The sequence below is a fragment of the Allobosea sp. GW821-FHT09G06 genome, from assembly GCF_059416005.1.
Genome location: NZ_JBWKOI010000004.1, coordinates 79,361 through 96,270, shown reverse-complemented (window position 1 = coordinate 96,270; position 16,910 = coordinate 79,361). Strand labels below are relative to the sequence as shown.

Annotated in this window: 19 protein-coding genes; 3 read left to right on the top strand and 16 right to left on the bottom strand. The window is 67.3% G+C overall.

The features are described from left to right. Positions 1-119: 119 nt before the first annotated feature. On the top strand, positions 120-1,541 hold the full coding sequence (trmFO, locus tag AC07NY_RS19695; RefSeq protein ID WP_494585212.1) for a methylenetetrahydrofolate--tRNA-(uracil(54)-C(5))-methyltransferase (FADH(2)-oxidizing) TrmFO: 1,422 nt from the start codon (positions 120-122) through the stop codon (positions 1,539-1,541). On the opposite strand, the gene AC07NY_RS19690 is transcribed toward trmFO, so the two are convergent. The 6 genes from AC07NY_RS19690 to yajC form a co-directional block, all read right to left on the bottom strand. Beyond that, on the bottom strand, positions 1,538-1,789 hold the full coding sequence (locus AC07NY_RS19690) for a hypothetical protein (protein ID WP_494585211.1): 252 nt from the start codon (positions 1,787-1,789) through the stop codon (positions 1,538-1,540). The two genes, trmFO and AC07NY_RS19690, sit on opposite strands and share 4 nt — an antisense overlap. A 19-nt stretch (positions 1,790-1,808) precedes the next feature. After that, the gene (locus tag AC07NY_RS19685; RefSeq protein WP_494585485.1) at positions 1,809-2,696 is read right to left on the bottom strand and encodes a phytoene/squalene synthase family protein; all 888 of its coding nucleotides are present in this window, start codon (positions 2,694-2,696) and stop codon (positions 1,809-1,811) included. A 106-nt stretch (positions 2,697-2,802) separates the two neighbouring features. Next, positions 2,803-3,180, bottom strand: coding sequence for an Mth938-like domain-containing protein (locus AC07NY_RS19680; protein WP_492286522.1), 378 nt, complete (start codon positions 3,178-3,180; stop codon positions 2,803-2,805). Between the two features lie 8 nt (positions 3,181-3,188). After that, the gene (gene secF / locus AC07NY_RS19675) at positions 3,189-4,151 is read right to left on the bottom strand and encodes a protein translocase subunit SecF (protein WP_494585210.1); all 963 of its coding nucleotides are present in this window, start codon (positions 4,149-4,151) and stop codon (positions 3,189-3,191) included. 27 nt (positions 4,152-4,178) lie between these two features. Next, entirely contained in the window at positions 4,179-5,789 is a 1,611-nt protein-coding gene (gene secD, locus AC07NY_RS19670; RefSeq protein ID WP_494585209.1) for a protein translocase subunit SecD, read from the bottom strand. Positions 5,790-5,852: 63 nt separating this feature from the next. Beyond that, positions 5,853-6,128 carry a preprotein translocase subunit YajC gene (gene yajC, locus AC07NY_RS19665; RefSeq protein ID WP_257733051.1) on the bottom strand — a complete coding sequence of 92 codons (276 nt, stop codon included), beginning with the start codon at positions 6,126-6,128 and terminating at the stop codon, positions 5,853-5,855. A 341-nt stretch (positions 6,129-6,469) separates the two neighbouring features. On the opposite strand from yajC, the gene AC07NY_RS19660 reads away from it, so the two are divergent. Beyond that, positions 6,470-7,348, top strand: coding sequence for an ATP-binding protein (locus tag AC07NY_RS19660; RefSeq protein WP_494585208.1), 879 nt, complete (start codon positions 6,470-6,472; stop codon positions 7,346-7,348). 206 nt (positions 7,349-7,554) lie between these two features. Here AC07NY_RS19660 and AC07NY_RS19655 read toward each other — a convergent pair whose 3' ends face one another. Next, complete coding sequence (locus AC07NY_RS19655; RefSeq protein ID WP_494585207.1) at positions 7,555-8,763, bottom strand: peptidoglycan DD-metalloendopeptidase family protein; 1,209 nt, start codon at positions 8,761-8,763, stop codon at positions 7,555-7,557. 365 nt (positions 8,764-9,128) lie between these two features. Between AC07NY_RS19655 and AC07NY_RS19650 the strand changes: the two genes are divergently transcribed. Continuing rightward, positions 9,129-9,434 (top strand): hypothetical protein, encoded by a 306-nt coding sequence (locus AC07NY_RS19650; RefSeq protein WP_494585206.1) that lies wholly within the window; start codon positions 9,129-9,131, stop codon positions 9,432-9,434. A gap of 16 nt (positions 9,435-9,450) precedes the next feature. Here the strand turns inward: AC07NY_RS19650 and AC07NY_RS19645 are convergent, their stop codons facing one another. From AC07NY_RS19645 to AC07NY_RS19605, 9 genes are all read right to left on the bottom strand, one after another. Further along, positions 9,451-10,113, bottom strand: a complete 663-nt coding sequence (locus AC07NY_RS19645) for a protein-L-isoaspartate O-methyltransferase family protein (protein WP_494585205.1) — start codon at positions 10,111-10,113, stop codon at positions 9,451-9,453. Positions 10,114-10,132: 19 nt separating this feature from the next. After that, the gene (gene surE / locus AC07NY_RS19640; protein WP_492286529.1) at positions 10,133-10,894 is read right to left on the bottom strand and encodes a 5'/3'-nucleotidase SurE; all 762 of its coding nucleotides are present in this window, start codon (positions 10,892-10,894) and stop codon (positions 10,133-10,135) included. Between the two features lie 3 nt (positions 10,895-10,897). Continuing rightward, a complete protein-coding gene (serS, locus tag AC07NY_RS19635) occupies positions 10,898-12,199 on the bottom strand; it encodes a serine--tRNA ligase (RefSeq protein ID WP_494585204.1) in 1,302 nt (433 codons plus the stop codon). 109 nt (positions 12,200-12,308) lie between these two features. Continuing rightward, positions 12,309-13,121, bottom strand: a complete 813-nt coding sequence (gene tatC, locus AC07NY_RS19630) for a twin-arginine translocase subunit TatC (RefSeq protein WP_494585203.1) — start codon at positions 13,119-13,121, stop codon at positions 12,309-12,311. Continuing rightward, positions 13,118-13,825 carry a Sec-independent protein translocase protein TatB gene (gene tatB, locus AC07NY_RS19625; protein ID WP_494585202.1) on the bottom strand — a complete coding sequence of 236 codons (708 nt, stop codon included), beginning with the start codon at positions 13,823-13,825 and terminating at the stop codon, positions 13,118-13,120. The genes tatC and tatB overlap by 4 nt, the downstream gene beginning before the upstream one ends. A 46-nt stretch (positions 13,826-13,871) precedes the next feature. Beyond that, positions 13,872-14,120 (bottom strand): twin-arginine translocase TatA/TatE family subunit, encoded by a 249-nt coding sequence (locus AC07NY_RS19620; protein WP_454656670.1) that lies wholly within the window; start codon positions 14,118-14,120, stop codon positions 13,872-13,874. Between the two features lie 81 nt (positions 14,121-14,201). After that, entirely contained in the window at positions 14,202-15,308 is a 1,107-nt protein-coding gene (locus tag AC07NY_RS19615) for an ABC transporter ATP-binding protein (protein ID WP_494585201.1), read from the bottom strand. A 47-nt stretch (positions 15,309-15,355) separates the two neighbouring features. Beyond that, positions 15,356-16,054 carry an SMC-Scp complex subunit ScpB gene (gene scpB / locus AC07NY_RS19610; protein WP_494585200.1) on the bottom strand — a complete coding sequence of 233 codons (699 nt, stop codon included), beginning with the start codon at positions 16,052-16,054 and terminating at the stop codon, positions 15,356-15,358. Next, a complete protein-coding gene (locus AC07NY_RS19605; protein ID WP_494585199.1) occupies positions 16,051-16,881 on the bottom strand; it encodes a segregation and condensation protein A in 831 nt (276 codons plus the stop codon). The genes scpB and AC07NY_RS19605 overlap by 4 nt, the downstream gene beginning before the upstream one ends. Positions 16,882-16,910 lie beyond the last annotated feature (29 nt).

The window sequence follows — 16,910 nt, the reverse complement described above, 5'->3', positions numbered from 1 at the left end:
TGTTTCCCCTCCCCTCGAGCTTCGGTCGAAGAGCGAATGCCCGCCTCACGGCGGGCATTTTGCATTTCAGGCCGCCTGTCCCTTGACCTGCGGCCCGGCTGCGGACACATCCGCAAGCCATGGAACCCGTTCATATCATCGGCGGCGGTCTCGCCGGCTCCGAAGCCGCTTGGCAGATCGCCGAGGCCGGCATCCCCGTCATCATCCACGAGATGCGGCCCGTTCGCGGCACCGACGCCCACAAGACGGAAGGGCTCGCCGAGCTCGTCTGCTCGAACTCCTTCCGCTCCGACGATTCCTCCAGCAATGCCGTCGGCCAGCTCCACTGGGAGATGCGCCGGCTGAACTCGCTGATCATGGCCAAGGGCGATGCCCATCAGGTCCCGGCCGGCGGCGCGCTTGCAGTCGACCGCGACGGCTTCTCGCAGGCGGTCACCGCGGCGCTCGAAGCGCATCCGCTCGTCACCATCGATCGCGGCGAGATCGCCGGCCTCCCCCCGGCCGAATGGGACAATGTCATCATCGCCACCGGCCCGCTGACCTCGCCCGCGTTGGCGCAGGGCCTGCAGTCGCTGACCTCCGAGGACGCGCTCGCCTTCTTCGATGCGATCGCGCCGATCGTCCATTTCGATTCGATCGACATGGACCAGGCTTGGTTCCAGTCGCGCTACGATAAGGCAGGGCCCGGCGGCACCGGCGCCGACTACATCAACTGCCCGCTCGACCGCGACCAGTACGAGGCCTTCATCGACGCGCTGCTCGCTGCCGAGAAAACCGAGTTCAAGGAATGGGAGGGCACGCCCTATTTCGACGGCTGCCTGCCGATCGAGGTCATGGCCGAGCGTGGCCGCGAGACCCTGCGCTGGGGCCCGATGAAGCCGGTCGGCCTCACCAACAAGCACAACCCGACCGTGAAGGCCTATGCCGTGGTCCAGCTCCGGCAGGACAATGCACTCGGCACGCTGTTCAACATGACGGGATTCCAGACCAAGCTGAAATATGGCGAGCAGGCCGCGATCTTCCGGATGATCCCCGGCCTGCAGAACGCCGAGTTCGCCCGGCTCGGCGGCATCCACCGCAACACCTACCTGAACTCGCCGAAGCTGCTCGACGAGCGCCTGCGCCTCAAGGCCGACACGCGCCTGCGCTTCGCCGGCCAGATCACCGGCTGCGAAGGTTATGTCGAGAGCGCCGCGACCGGTCTGCTGGCAGGCCGCATGGCCGCGGCCGAGCGGCTCGGCCGCGACCTGCCGATGCCGCCGGCGACGACGGCGCTCGGCGCCTTGGTCAACCACATCACCGGCGGCCATATCGTCACCATTGACGAGGGGCCGCGCTCCTTCCAGCCGATGAACATCAATTTCGGCCTGTTCCCGCTGATCGAGGGCGTTGCGACGACCGGTCCCGACGGCAAGCGCCTGAAAGGCCCGGCCAAGAGCCTCGCCCGCAAGCAGGCCCTGACGGCGCGCGCCAAGCAGGTCATGGACGAATGGGCCGGCGGCGTCGAGGCGAAGGCGGCAACGGAACTAGAGCCCAGCTAAATCCGCCCGCGGCCGGCAAACTTGATCCACGCACCGATTCCGCCGGCCACCACAGCCAGTAGGGACAGCGGCAAAGCGAAAAACAGCCAGAAAAGCTCGGGATAGAACTGCTTCGTGTCTTGCCCGAGCCACCGGGCAAGCTCGAAATGCAGCGGAGTGAAGCTAAAAAGCAGTGAAATCCCGGTCGCAATCAAACCGAGCGAGAGCAGCCTGAAACCTGGCTGGACTGGGAAGAGGAACCACCGCACTCTCCTTAACCCCGCCCGCTTACCGCTTCCGTGACGCCCGCCACAGCACCCACTGCCGGCGCCAGGCCGGCAAGGTGATGATGGTGCGGTAGGGGTCGTAACCGCCCACCTCCATCCGCTTGAGATAGGGCTCGACCAGCGCGACCGGCAGGAAGGCCGGCTTCAGCCCGGTGGGGATCGTCTCGCCAAGGCTGGTGAGCTTCTTCAGGTGCCCGCGCGCGATCTCGCGCAGTTCCTTGAGCGTATAGAGCACGCCCGGCCCGCCGCGCCCGCGCACGATGTCGTCGCGCGTCACGCCGTTGCGGGCGAGGATATCGGCCGGCAGATAGACCTGCCCCTCGGCCGCGTGCCAGGGGAAGGCGCGCATCAGCCCGGTCAAGGCGTAGGCCACACCAGCATGGCCGCAGGCCGTCGCCCCGCCGGGATCGCGCCCGCCGGCCAGGATGATGCAGGCAAGCCGCATCACGGCACTCACCGTCTCGCCGGCATAGCCTTCCAGGTCGCGCAGGGAGGGCATGGGGTCGTCATAGAGGTCGAAGATGCGCGCATCGATCAACGCAGTCAGCGGCGCGACCGGCAGGCGATAACGCCTGATCGTGTCGAGCAGGGCCGCAGCCACCGGATGGGCCTGCGTTTCGCCGCCAGCTTGTCCCTCCAGCACGTCACGCCACCATTGCAGGCGCACCTCGCCCGGCAGCGGCTCGCTGACCAGCCCCCTGACCCGCGCGATCTCCAGGCTGAAGGCATAGAGCGCATAGAGCGCGACGCGGCGATCCTCGGGCGCATAGAGCCCGGCGATATACCGGTCCTGATCCTGCTCGCGGACCAGCGCGGCGCAATGGGCATAGGCCTCCGGCAGGCGCGCCGGCGCGGTCTCTCTGCGGTCGTCGGTTTCGGTCTGCGGCATCGTTCCGCCCTGGCCCGTCATCATTCGCCCTCGGCCCAAGCCCAGTCTAGGCCAAGCGCGGCGTCATCGCTACGCGCCACTCACATGGCCGGCTTACGAAGCGATCCTAGTCGACCGCGATCAGCGCCGCCGCCACCCGTCGGTCCTCGCCGACGAGGACATTGTAGGTCCGCGCCGCCGCGCCGGTCGCCATGCCCTCGACCGCGATCCCGGCCTGCTTCAGGGGATCACGCAGGGCGGGCGGAATGAAGGCGATGTCCGCGCCCGTCCCGATCAGCAGGAAATCGATCGCCCCGGCCTCGTCGAGCACCGGTTGCAGGCTCTCGATCGTGACTTCGGAAAAGCGCGTCACCGGCCAGATGCGGATGCCGGCCGGCGTCGCGATGATCGAGCCCTTGTGGCTCATCTCGGCGAAGCGGAACCCGCCCGCGCCGATGGCGTCGAGCGGGAAACGGCCGGGAACGAAGCCCTCGAAGCGCGGCACGGCCGCGATCAGGCCTTCGCCTTGGCGGCGGAAGCCTTGGCGGCCCGCGCCGCTTCCTGCGCTTCCTCACGGGCGCCAGCGGAGCGGACGTCCATGTAGAGCAGCACGGGGGTCGAGACGAACATCGCCGAATAGGTGCAGACCACGACGCCAAACAGCATGACCAGCGCGAAGCCCTCGATCGCCGTGCCGCCGAAGATCACGAGCGCTAGCAGCGACAGGAAGGTCGTGGTCGCCGTCATCGCGGTGCGCGACAGGGTCGAGTTCACGGAGAGGTCGAGCAGCTCGGCCACCGGCATGGTCTTGTAGCGGCGCAGCAATTCGCGCGTGCGGTCGAACACCACGACGGTCTCGTTCAGGGAATAGCCGACGATGGTCAGGATCGCCGCGATCGAGGTCAGGTTGAATTCGAGCTGCGTGATCAGGAAGAAGCCGATCGTCAGCACGATGTCGTGCAGCGTGCCGAGGATCGCGCCGATCGCCAGCGGCATCTCGAAGCGGAACCAGAGATAGATCAGCACGCCGACGATCGCGAGCACGACGCCGAGCGTGCCGGCTTGCACCAGCTCGCCCGAGACGCGCGGACCCACGGTCTCGACGCGGCGGAACTCGTAGCTGGAGGCGAAAGCCTCACGCGCCTTGACCACGACGGCCTGCTGCGCCGTCTCGCCGCCCGGCTGCATGCCGAAGCGCATCGAGACTTCGCCCCCGCTGCCGAATTCCTGCACCTCCGCCTCGCCGAAGCCGAGCGCGTTGGCGGTTTGGCGGATCTGGGCGATATCGACGGCCTGCCCCTTCGTCTGCATCTCGATCAAGGTGCCGCCCTTGAAGTCGATGCCGAAATTCAGGCCGACGGTCAGGAACAGCACGATCACCAGGATCGAATAGGCGGCCGACAGCGGGTAGCTGAAGCGGCGGAACCAGACGAATTTGAACTTGGTGTTGTCCGGAACGATACGAAGCAGGCGCATGGCCAATCTCCTGAAGGGTTGGCAGCGTCAGAACGGCAGGCGCTTGGGCTTGGCCCAGCGATACCAGATCGCGATCAACATCCGCGTCAGCGTCACCGCCGTGATCACGGTGGTGAGGATGCCGAGAATGAAGACCACCGCGAAGCCGCGCACCGGGCCGGAGCCGAGCGAGAACAGCGCCACGGCCGCGATCAGCATCGTGACGTTGGAGTCGATGATCGTGGCGAAGGCGCGCTGGAAGCCCGCTTCGAGCGCGGAGACGAGGCTGCGGCCGGCATGCTCTTCTTCGCGCATGCGCTCGTAGATCAGCACGTTCGAGTCGACCGCCGTGCCGATGGTCAGCACGATGCCGGCGATGCCGGGCAGCGTCATCGTCGCGCCGAGGAAGGACATCAGGCCGAAGATCAGGCCGACATGGACCAGCAATGCGATGCTCGCGATCAGGCCGAAGATACCGTAGGTCAGGAGCATGTAGATCACCACCAGCACGGTCGCGATCAGGGTCGCCATCTTGCCGGCCTGGATCGAGTCGGCGCCGAGGCCGGGGCCGACAGTGCGCTCCTCGACGATGGTCATCTTGGCGGGCAGCGCGCCGGCGCGCAGCAGGATCGCCAGGTTGTTGACCTGCTCGACCGTAAAGTTGCCGGAGATCTGGCCCGAGCCGCCCGTGATCGGCGACTGGATCACCGGCGATGAGATCACCTTGTTGTCGAGCACGATCGCGAGCGGCCGGCCGAGATTCTCGGTGGTGATCTGGCCGAAGCGCTGGGCCCCGCTGATATTGAAGCGGAAGTTCACGATCGGCGAGCCACTGCGCGAATCGAAGGCCGGCTGCGCGTCGATCAGGTTGGCGCCGTCGACGGAAGGCTCGCGCAGCACCGGAACGAGCTGACCGCCGGAATCCTGCGACGGCAGCATCTCGACATCGGCACTGTTGGCATCGCCGACGAGACGGAACTTGAGATTCCCGGTTTCACCGAGAAGGATCTTGAGGCGTTGCGGATCCTGCAGGCCCGGCACCTGGACCAGGATGCGATCCAGCCCCTGGCGCTGGATGTTTGGCTCAGTCGTGCCGGTTCCGTCGATACGGCGCCGGATCACCTCGATCGCCTGTCCGACCGCGCGACCGATACGTTCGTTGACGCCGGCATCCGTGTTGTTGACCTGAACGAGGCCGTCGCCCGAATCCACGATTTGCAACGACATGTTGCCCGAAGGGCCGAATGCTCCAAGCGTCCCGATCGGTTGAGCGAGTTCACGCAGCTTGGTCACGACGCGGGCGCGCTGGGCCGTATCCGCGATGCGGAACTGGACGCCTCGCGGCGTCGTGGCGATGCCGCCCTGCAACGTCACGTTCTCGTCGCGCAGGATGCGGCGAACGTCCTCGCGCAGCTGGACGATCTGGCTGCGGATCAGCTCGGCCCGGTCGACCTCCAGCAGCACATGCGAGCCGCCCTGCAAATCAAGGCCGAGCACCACCGCATGGATCGGCAGGAAGGCGCGCGGGATCCAGGACGGCGCGTTGGTTTCGATGGCCTTGCGCGTCTCAGGCGACAAGAGGTTCGGCACGGCGAGCCCGCAGCCGATGAACAGCACGAGCAGGACGAGAATGACCTTGCGGGCCTGGAGACGAAGCATCTGCGTGAACAGCCTTGTTATCGTGCCCGGGCTCCCGAATCGGGAGCCCTAGCCACCGCATTCTCAGTTCTTGACCGGCTCGCCCTTGGAGCGGACGTCCTGGATCATGCCGCGCACGATGCGCACGCGCACGCCGTCGGCGATCTCGACCTCGATCTCGCCATCGTCGACGACCTTCGAGACCTTCGCGATCATGCCGCCGGAGGTGACGACCGTGTCGCCGCGGCGCACGTTCTTGATCAGCTCCTGATGGGCCTTGGCCCGGCGCTGCTGCGGCCGGATGATCAGGAACCACATGATGACGAAGATCAGCAGGAACGGCACGAGCTGGATCAGCATGTCGGCGCCGCCACCGGCTCCTGTGGCCTGGGCGAAAGCGGGGGTGATCACGAATACACTCCTCTGGTACGGCGGCGGCACGCCGCCGACCGCGAATCTCTAAGTAGGAAGACGCAAGCCAAAACCACCGCCCGGCCGCAAAATCGCGCGGACTATAGCCAGCAACGCCGTGAAATCAATCGGACGCGCCCGGTCTCCCATGCGCGATCCCTCACCTATGGGCTGGCTGCCATTCGCGCAATGCCCCTTGCGCGCGATCCACGGCGTGGTTTAGCTAGCAACGTGAACCGTACCGGACGGTACGGTACGGTTCGACGGAACGAAACGAAGGCCCCGCCGCCATGACCACGACCGAGACCGACCAGACGCTCGCCACGCTGCTGCGCATCGCCGACGCGCTGGAGCGCATCGCCCCGCCCCGCCGCAAGGCCGCCAACCTCAAGGCGGCCGACGCCTTCGTCTGGCAGGCGTCGGGCTCCGAGCTCGTGCCGGTTCCGAAGGTCAACCGCGTCGCGCTCTCGCTTTTGCGCGGTGTCGACCGTGTCCGCGACACGCTGGCCGAGAATACCGAGCGTTTTGCCAGGGGCCTGCCGGCCAATAACGTGCTGCTCTGGGGCGCGCGCGGCATGGGCAAGTCCTCGCTGGTCAAGGCCGTTCATGCCGACACCAACCTGCGCCTCGCCAAGGACGCGCTGCCGCTGAAGCTGATCGAGATCCACCGCGAGGATATCGAGAGCCTGCCGGGGCTGATGAGCCAGCTGCGCAACGATCCGCACCGCGCCATCGTCTTCTGCGACGATCTGTCCTTCGACAGCGACGACACCTCCTACAAGTCATTGAAGGCGGTACTCGACGGCGGCGTCGAGGGGCGCCCGGACAATGTCGTGTTCTATGCCACCTCGAATCGGCGCCACCTCTTGCCGCGCGACATGATGGACAACGAGCGCTCGACCTCGATCAATCCGGGCGAGGCGATCGAGGAGAAGGTCTCGCTCTCGGACCGTTTCGGCCTCTGGCTCGGCTTCCACAAGTGCAGCCAGGACGAGTACCTGGAGATGATCAACGGCTATGCCGGCCATTTCGGGCTGGATGTCGCCACAGACGAACTGCGCCGCGACGCGCTGGAATGGTCGACGACGCGCGGCTCCCGCTCCGGCCGCACCGCCTGGCAATACATCCAGGACCTCGCCGGCCGTCTGGGCCGGAAGCTGGAAGCGTGAAGACGCGTCATTCTCGGGCTTGACCCGAGAATCTCATGACCAGAGGCACTGGGTTCCGAGATGCCCGGGTCAAGCCCGGGCATGACGACCTAGAAGAAGCACAAACGAAAACGGGGCCGCCCTTTTCTGGGGCAGCCCCGTTCTTTTCGATCGGGAGGGTCTCGCGGAACCGATCGAAGGGTGAAACCTTGTCCGCGGCTCCGGTATCAGTTGTTCAGGTAGGGTGTCGGATCGACCGGCGCGGAACCCTTGCGCAGTTCGAAATGGAGCTGCGGCGAGGAGACGTTGCCGGTCTGGCCCGAGTTGGCGACGACCTGACCGCGCTTGACCGTATCGCCGCGCTTCACCTTGAGCTCGCCGTTATGGGCGTAAGCCGAGACATAGCCGTTCGGGTGGCGGATCAGGACGAGGTTGCCGTAGCCCTTCAGCTCGCTGCCGGCATAGGCGACGGTGCCGCCCTCGGCCGCCTTGACCGGCGTGCCTTCGGGAACCGCGATGTTGATGCCCTCGTTGCCGCCCTTGCCGCTATAGCCGGAGATCACGCGGCCGCGAGCCGGCCAGCGGAAATCCGCCTTGTCGGCCGAAGAGGTTTCCTCTTCCTGCTTCGGAATGCTGGCGGTGGTCTTCGGCTCGGGCGCGGGCTCGGCCTTCGGGATCGCGGTCGGCTTCGGCTCGGCGGCCGGCGCGCTCGCCACGACCACCGGCTTGGCGGCCGGCGCAGCGGTCTTGAGCGGCTTCGCTTCGGGCGCAGGCTTCACAGCGACAACCGGCGCAGCCGCGGGCTTGGCAGCCGGCGTCGGCAGGGCGGCACCCGTCTTGCGGGCATCGGCCTTGGCCTTCGCTTCGGCAGCGAACCGGGCGCGCGATTCCTTCATGGCCTGCGCATCGGCGGCAACCTTCGCCTTGGCTTCAGCGGCAGCAGCAGCCTTCGCTTCGGCAGCGGCCTTGGCCTGCGCCTTCGGATCGACGGCGGCCGGCGGGGTCACACGCGGGGCGGCCGACGGGCCGGCGACGAAACGCTGCGTCTCGGCGGGAGCCTGGGCAACCTGACGGGCGGGCGCCGGAGCCGAGGCAGCAGAAGCGGAAGCGTTATAGACGGGAATGGTGATGCGCGTGCCGGGGGCGACATTCGCATTGCTCAGCCCGTTCGCCGACATGATGGCGGCACGCGGCACGCCATAGCGCGACGAGATCGTGTCGAGCGTCTCACCCTGAGCAAGTACGACGGGCGTGCCACCCTGCGCGGACCAGCCGGCGGAACCGCCGGAAACGGACTGCGGAGCAGGCGAGCTCAGCGCGACGGAGGATTGCGGCGGCGGCAGGGGCTGCGCCCGGACCAGCGGCGCGGAAGCCACCGGCTGCAGCGGCGCGCTCGACACCTGGCCGATGGAGCCGGTCGTAACCGGATCGCGCATGGGAGCAGGCGCCTGAGCCGACTTGAAGGGACTGTCGAATGGCGTCTCGGTGAAACGCATCGTATCCGACGAGCACGCGCTGACGCCGATGGCGAACAGGCACACCGTGGACAAACGACGGAGAGCGCGGGGATTGATCGATCCGGCTTGGCTACGCATGAACTGAGTACTCGCGAACGACGCAACTCGATGAGGTCGATTAAAGTCCCGTTGAGCTTAATTTCGCGTAAACGCCCTCGAAAATCTGGTTGATGCCGCTGGCGGCGCGAATAGCCCGAGGCCGGATGCACGCACTTGCCGCTCACCGGCTGGATCACCGAATTGCGGCGGCATCGCGCTTGCGCTAACGCAACGGCATGTTTCGAGTGGCACTCCCCTGTTTCGCGCTTCTTTTCGGTCACACGGCCCTGTCGGCCGAGCCGATCCTGAAGCAGATGCACGGAACCTGGCGCTCGGAGAAGCAGATGGTCGTGATCGACACCGAGAGAATGCTCGGCAATATCGACAGCGCCCGGCCGTTCCAGCGCGATGCGCTGAGATTACGCGACATTTCCGGTCGGATGGTCGTCTTCGAGATCGGCAGCAGGCGCTTCATCGGCTTCTTCGACCGCAACGAGCTGCGCCTGACCGGCGACGGCATCGAGGGCTCCGATATCCTGCGGCGCCGATAGCCGCATCGGCAAATCGTTACAGGGCGCGCGACCGACCGGGGATCAGCGGCGGCAGGCGCAGCGCCGGACCGGTTGCGTGATCGAACTGCCCATCTTCGAGATGCGTGACGACCACCCGCCGCGCCGCGCCATCGATACGCAGCGCACCGACGAGCCTTCCGCCCGGTGACAGCCGCGCCAGCAGCGCCTCCGGCACCGCCTGGGTGACGCCGTTGACGAGGATGCGGTCGAAGCGCCCGAGCGTCCGGTCCGGCTGGAAGCCGTCGGCATGACGCAGATCGATCGCGCCGCCGAAACCGCTGCCGGAGACCCGCTCATGCGCCGCCAGCGCCAGCGACCGGTAGCGCTCCAGCGAGACGACCTCGCCGCCCATCGCGGCGAGCAGCGCGGAGACATAGCCGGACCCGGTCCCGACCTCGAGCACCCGCGCGCCCGGCTGCATGTCGAGCGCACCGAGCAGGTTGGCGACGGTGTGCGGGGCCGTCATCGTCTGGCCGCAGGGCAACGGCACCGAGACGTCCTGCCGGGCGAGATCGGCGAAGCGGGCCGGCGCGAAACGGTCGCGCGGCACCCGCTCCATCGCGCGCAGCAGCGCGAGATCGCGCACGCCCCGCGCGCGGAGCGAGAGCAGGAAGGCGACGGTGCGCTCGCCTTCGCTGGCCGGCGCGTCCTCGCTCATGCCCCTCCCCGCTCCCGGCTCAGGCGAAGAGCTGCGCGAAGCGCGTTAGCGTCGGCTCATGCGTCAGATCGAGTTCAAGCGGCGTGATCGAGATGCGCTTCTCGGCCAGCGCCTTCAGGTCGGTGCCGTTGGCCGGCTCCTTGCCGCTGCGCTGGAAGGCGATCCAGTAATAGGGATTGCCGCGGCCGTCCTTGCGCGGCTCCAGCTGCACCAGCTCCTGGTCGCGCCGGCCCTGCACGGTGACGGCGACGCCCTCGACCTCGTCCGGCCCCGCATTGGGGAAGTTGAGGTTGAACAGCACGCCCTCCGGAATGCCCTCCTCCAGCAACCGGCGGATGATGCCCGGCGCATGGCTCTCGGCGCAGTCCCAACGGATCGAATCGCGATTGCCGGGCGAATAGGCCTGGCTCACCGCGATCGAGGGCACGCCGAGCAGCGTGCCTTCCATGGCAGCCGCGATGGTGCCGGAATAGGTCACGTCCTCGGCGACGTTCGAGCCCCGGTTGACGCCGGAGAGCACGAGGTCGGGCCGCGCATCGGCCATGACCGAGCGCACCGCCATGATCACGCAATCGGTCGGCGTGCCCTGCACCGCGAAGCGCTTCTCGTCGATCTGGCGCAGGCGCAGAGGATTGGACAACGACAGCGAATGCGCGACGCCCGACTGGTCGGTCTCGGGCGCCACGACCCAGACATCGTCCGAGAGCTGGCGCGCGATGCGCTCCAGCACGGCGAGGCCCTCGGCATGGATGCCGTCATCATTGGTGACGAGGATACGCATGTCTCAGGCCGCCTTCTCGATCCGCGTCACGCCGCGCATATAGGGCACCAGCACGTCGGGCACGGTGATCGAGCCGTCGGCGTTCTGGTAATTCTCCATCACCGCGATCAGCGCGCGGCCGACCGCCGTGCCCGAGCCGTTGAGGGTGTGCACGAAGAACGGCCCCTTGCCGTCCTTCGTCTTGTAGCGGGCGTTCATGCGCCGCGCCTGGAAATCGCCGCAGACCGAGCAGGACGAGATCTCGCGATAGGTCTTCTGGCCGGGCAACCAGGCCTCGATGTCCCAGGTCTTCTGCGAGGCGAAGCCCATATCGCCGGTGCACAAGGTCATCACGCGATAATGCAGGTCGAGCTTCTTCAGCACGGCCTCGGCACAGGCGAGCATGCGCTCATGCTCCTCGCGCGACTTCTCGGGCGCGGTGATCGAGACGAGCTCGACTTTCTCGAACTGATGCTGGCGCAGCATGCCGCGCGTATCGCGCCCGGCCGAGCCGGCTTCCGAGCGGAAGCAAGGGGTGAGCGCGGTGAATCGAAGCGGCAGCTCCTCCTCGGAGAGGATTGATTCCCTTGCGAGATTGGTCAGCGGCACCTCGGCCGTCGGGATCAGCCAATGCTCCTCGCCAGCCCGGAACTGGTCCTCGCGGAACTTCGGCAGTTGCGCCGTGCCGAACATCGCATCGTCACGCACGAGCAGCGGCGGGTTCACTTCGGTATAGCCGTGATCTTCCGTGTGCGTATCGAGCATGAACTGCCCGATCGCCCGCGACAGCCGCGCGATCTGGCTCTGCAGCACGACGAAGCGCGAGCCGGAGAGCTTGGCCGCCTTCTCGAAATCCATCTGGCCGAGCGCCTCGCCCAGCTCGAAATGCTGCTTGGGATCGTTGACGCCCTTGAGCAGCCCGCGCTCCTCCGGCTTCACGCCATGGACATGCAGCACGACGTTGCCATGCTCGTCGGCGCCATCCGGCACATCGTCGAAGGGCGCGTTCGGGATCGCGGCGAGCTTCTCGTCGAGCGCATCCTTGGCGGCCTTCTCCTCGGCCTCCAGCGCCGGCTGCTGCTCCTTGAGCGCCGCAACCTCTGCCTTCAGTTTGTCGGCGAGCGCGACATCCTTCGCGCCCATCGCCTTGCCGATCTCCTTGGAGAGCGCGTTGCGGCGCTCCTGCGTGGCCTGCGCCTTGGCGATCGACGAGCGGCGGACGTCATCGAGTTCGAGCAGCGAGGACGACAGCGGCGCCAGGCCCCTGCGCTCAAGCCCCTTGTCGAACGCCGTGGCGTTCTCGCGAATCCATCTGATGTCGTACATCGTCGTCCGGCCATGCCATCGCTGCGGAATACAGCGACGCATGCTCTAGACCGGGATCGCGCGCGAGGGAACCACCCCTCGCGTCATTCCGGGCGGAAGCGGAGATCGGTTACTCCGCCGCGTCCTCTTCCGCCTTCTTCGCCTCGCTCTTCTTCTCGACACGGCGCACCGAGAAGATCGAGAGCTCGTAGAGCAACATCATCGGGATCGCGAGCATCAGCTGCGAGATCACGTCCGGCGGGGTCAGCACCGCTGCCACGACGAAGACGAAGACGATGGCGTAGCGACGCTTTTCCTTCAGGAACTTCGAATCAATGATGCCGGCCTGCCCGAGCAGGGTCAGGATCACCGGCAGCTGGAAGGCGATGCCGAAGGCGAAGATCAGCGTCATGATCAGCGAGAGATATTCGCTGACCTTGGGCAGCAGCGCGATGCCGGCCTGCCCGTCCGTCGCGGTCTGCTGCATGCCGATCGAGAACTTCATCAGCACGGGCATGGCGAAGAAGAACACCATCGCCGCACCAGCGATGAAGAAGACCGGCGTCGCCACCAGATAGGGCGCGAAAGCCTGCTTCTCGTTCTTGTAGAGCCCCGGCGCGACAAACTTGTAGATCTGCGTCGCGATCACCGGGAAAGCCAGGAAGCCCGCGCCGAAGGCCGCGATCTTGATCTGGGTGAACAGATATTCCAGCGGCGCGGTGTAGATTAGCTGGACGTTCGCGCCCGGCCCTGCCGCCCAGATATAGGGCTGGACCAGGATGTTGTAGATCTGCGTCGCCAGCGCGAAGCAGAGGAAGAACATCAGCAGGAAGGCGATCAGCGACTTGATCAGCCGCGAGCGCAATTCGACGAGATGCTCGATGAGCGGCGCGCGCGAGGCCTCGATCTCGTCCTCGCCGTCGCGAGGATTGGCGACGCTCATGCGGAATTCTCCTCGCCCTTGGCGGTCTTGCGCTTGCGGGCGGCAGGCTTGGCGGGTTCAGGCGGCGCGGCAGCGACCGCAGCCTTCGGCTTGCGCGCAGCAGCGGCTTTCGGAGCCTTGGCCGGCGCGGCCGCGACCGGAGCAGGTGCTTCGACGATGGCCGGAGCCTCGGCAACCTTGGCACTACGCTTGCGGACAGTCTTCGCTGGTGTCGGCTCGGCCACGGCAACCGGAGCAGCAGGCGCCTCCACGACGACAGGAGCAGGCGCGGCAGCGGCCTTACGCGCCCGCTTCGGCTTGTCGGCGAGCTTCGGCGGCTCAGTTGCGATCTCGACCGGCGGCAAGGGAGCCGGCGGCGGCAGCGAAGCGAGCTTGGCCTCTGCCTCCTTCAAGGCGGCCTCGTCCGGCTTCGAAGCATCCGGCTTGGCCGTATCGAACTCCTTCGGGATATCGATCGGCTTGAAATCGTTGTTCAGCGCGCTCGACACCGATCCGCCGACATCCTCGACCTGCTTCTTCAGGTCGGCGAGCTCGGCCTCGCGCATCGCGTCGTTGAACTGCCCCTGGAACTCCGAGGCCATGCGCCGGACCCGGCCAATCGTCTGGCCGACCGTGCGCAGGGCCTTGGGCAGGTCCTTCGGGCCGATCACAACCAGCGCCACCGCGCCGATCAGCACCATCTCGCTCCAGGCGATGTCGAACATCGACGGCTCGTCCTCTCAAGCCCGTGCCCCGAAGGGCACGGCGGCATCAGGCCTTGTGCTCGGCCTTGGCCTGGGCCTGGGCGGCGGCGTTGTCGGCCTTCGTCTGGTCGATCACCTTGGGGTCGACGGTCGTGGCGGTCGGCGCCGCCGTCTCGTCATCCTCGGCCATGCCCTTCTTGAACGACTTGATGCCCTTCGCGACGTCGCCCATCAATTCGGAAACCTTGCCGCGCCCGAACAGCAGCATCACGATGACGCCGACGACGATCCAGTGCCAAATGCTCACGCCACCCATGGCGAAACTCCTCCGAAATTGCGTCGACCGGGGAATGGCCCCAACCAAATCCTTGCCCGGTCGCTTGTTCGGCGGCGGAACCTATTGATCCGCAGCCGGAAACACAAGGACTTCGTCCGACGGAATCTCGACCCCGATCTCGTCGCCCACCTCGATCTCGTCCGAGAGTGGCGCGCGCACCGACAAGGCCCGATCGAAGCCGTCCACGCTCACCTGAAGGTGATCGGCCTCGCCGAGGAAGCGCCGTGCCGTCAGTCGTCCGCGCAGATAGTAGCCCTTCGGCACGATGCGGACGCGATGGGGCCGGATGCAGGCGACGGCCATCGATCCTTCCGCCACTCCGGGCGCCGCGAAGCGGCCGAGCGGCGTATCGACCGCCCCATCCGAAACCCGGCCCTCGATCTCCGTCAGATCGCAGAAAAATCGGGCGGCAAAGAGGCTGGCCGGGCGTCGATAGAGCTCCTCGCCCGTCCCGACCTGGACGATGCGCCCTGCCCGCATCAGCACGATCCGGTCGGCGATGCGCATCGCGTCCTCCGGATCATGCGTGACGATGATCGAGGTCGCGCCGGTTTCCTCCAGCAGGGCGGCGGTCTCGTCGCGCACAACGTCGCGCAAACGCCGGTCGAGATTGGAGAAGGGCTCGTCCATCAAGAGCACGCCCGGCCGCGGCGCGATCGCGCGGGCCAGCGCCACGCGCTGCTGCTCGCCACCCGAGAGCATATGCGGATAGGAATCGGCGAGATCGGCGAGGCCGACCCGCCCCAGCGCCCGCAAGGCGGTCGCATCCGCCGCGGCAGGCGCCTGGCCGCGCAGGCCGAAGCGGACATTGTCGCGCACCGAAAGATGCGGAAACAGCGCATAATCCTGGAAGACGAAGCCGACGCCGCGATTCTCCGGCTCGACGAAGCGATCGGGCGCCGAGACATCGCGCCCCTCCAGCAGGACGCGGCCCGCGCTCGGCCGCTCGACCCCGGCCGCGAGCCTGAGCAGCGTCGTCTTGCCGCAGCCGGATTGGCCCAGAAGCGCGACGATCTCGCCGGGTTTGACGGAAAGCGAGACATCGGACAGCGCCGTCACCGCACCGAAGCGCTGCGTGACGTTCTCGAAGCCGAGCGCCATCGGGATCGCCGCGCCGGCCGTGCCGCGCCGGCCCCAGCCGAGCCATCCTGATTTGGTTTCCGCCAAGGTCGATACCGCTCCGGCCGTTCCATCCCGGTCGATGGCCGGGTTCCTCACCCCTGTTGCGATCCGCCTTCGCCGTCGTCAAGCGGGCTGAACAGGTCGCCGAGCGGGTCCTCATCGTCGCGCAAGGACGGATCGTCGTCAGGGACCGGCACGGCGAGGTCGCGCGTCAGGCGCCCTTCGATGAAGCCTGTGCCCTTCAATTCCTCCAGCCCCGGCAGGTCGTCGATGCGATCCAGCCCGAAATGATCGAGGAAGCCCGGCGTCGTGCCATAGGTGATCGGCCGGCCGGGCGAGCGCCGCCGCCCGCGCAGACGCACCCAGCCCGCCTCCAGCAGGATGTCGAGCGTTCCCTTGGCGGTGGCGACGCCACGGATCTCCTCGATCTCGGCCCGCGTCACCGGCTGGTGATAGGCGATGATCGACAGCACCTCGAGCGCGGCACGCGACAGCCGGCGCGGCGGCTCCGCCTCGGCGGCGAGCAGGTAGCCGAGATCCGGCGCCGTCCGGAACGCCCAGCCGCCGGCGACCTGACGCAGATTGATCCCGCGCAAGGCATAATTCTCCGCGAGCCGGGCCAGCACTTGCTCGATCGCAATGCCGGCGGGAATGGCGCGGCCAAGCGCCTCGGCGGTCAGCGGCGCTGCTGAGGCGAAGAGCAATGCCTCGACGACGCGCAGCGCCAGCGAAAACGCTTCCGCCCCGCCATCGGTCTCGACATCCCCGGGTTCAGCCGCCGCGCCGGTCATGAAGCATCCTTGGCGGCGAAGGGCAGCCCTTCCGGCCGGGCCGAGCGGCGGCGCACCTGGATCGGCGCGAAGGCCTCGTCCTGCCGGAGGTCGAGCACCCCTTCCCGCACCATCTCCAGCATCGCCGACAGGGCGGAGGCCCGGACTGTCGCCCGCATCTCCCGTGCCTGCAGACCGTGCGAGGCCATGTACTGCATGAGATAATCGTCGAGCTCGGTCCAGTCGCCGGCCGCGCCGACCAAACGTTGCAGCGCCTCGCGCGCCTCGACCAGAGACCAGGCGGCACGGTGGCCGACCGAGATATGCCCCTGCACCCGCTTCTGCCGCTGCTGGGCATAGGCTGCAAGCAGGTCGTAAAGCTCCGCCTCCCAGACCGGCCGGGCGCCAGCCACGATCTCCTCCGGCGCACCACGCGCGAACACGTCCTGCCCCAGCCGCTCGCGGGCCGAGAGCTTGTTCGCGGCGGCGCGGATCGCCTCCAGCCGGCGCAGGCGCAAGGCGAGTGCCGTCGCGAGATCGGCGGCGCTCGGCTCCTCGCCCTTGGGCGGCTCCGGCAGCAGCAGGCGCGACTTGAGATAGGCGAGCCAGGCCGCCATCACGAGATAGTCGGCGGCGAGCTCCAGCCGCAGCGCCCGCGCCTCCTCGACGAAGGTGAGGTATTGCTCGGCCAGCGCCAGGATCGAGATGCGGTGCAGATCGACCTTCTGCCGGCGCGCGAGATCGAGCAGCAGATCGAGCGGGCCTTCATAGCCGTCGACATCGACGACGAGCGAAGGCTCGCCCGCGCGCTCGGCGCGGTCTTCCTCGAATGGCAATTCGGCCGTCATCGAAGGCCCTGCCCCACCTGTCATCCCCA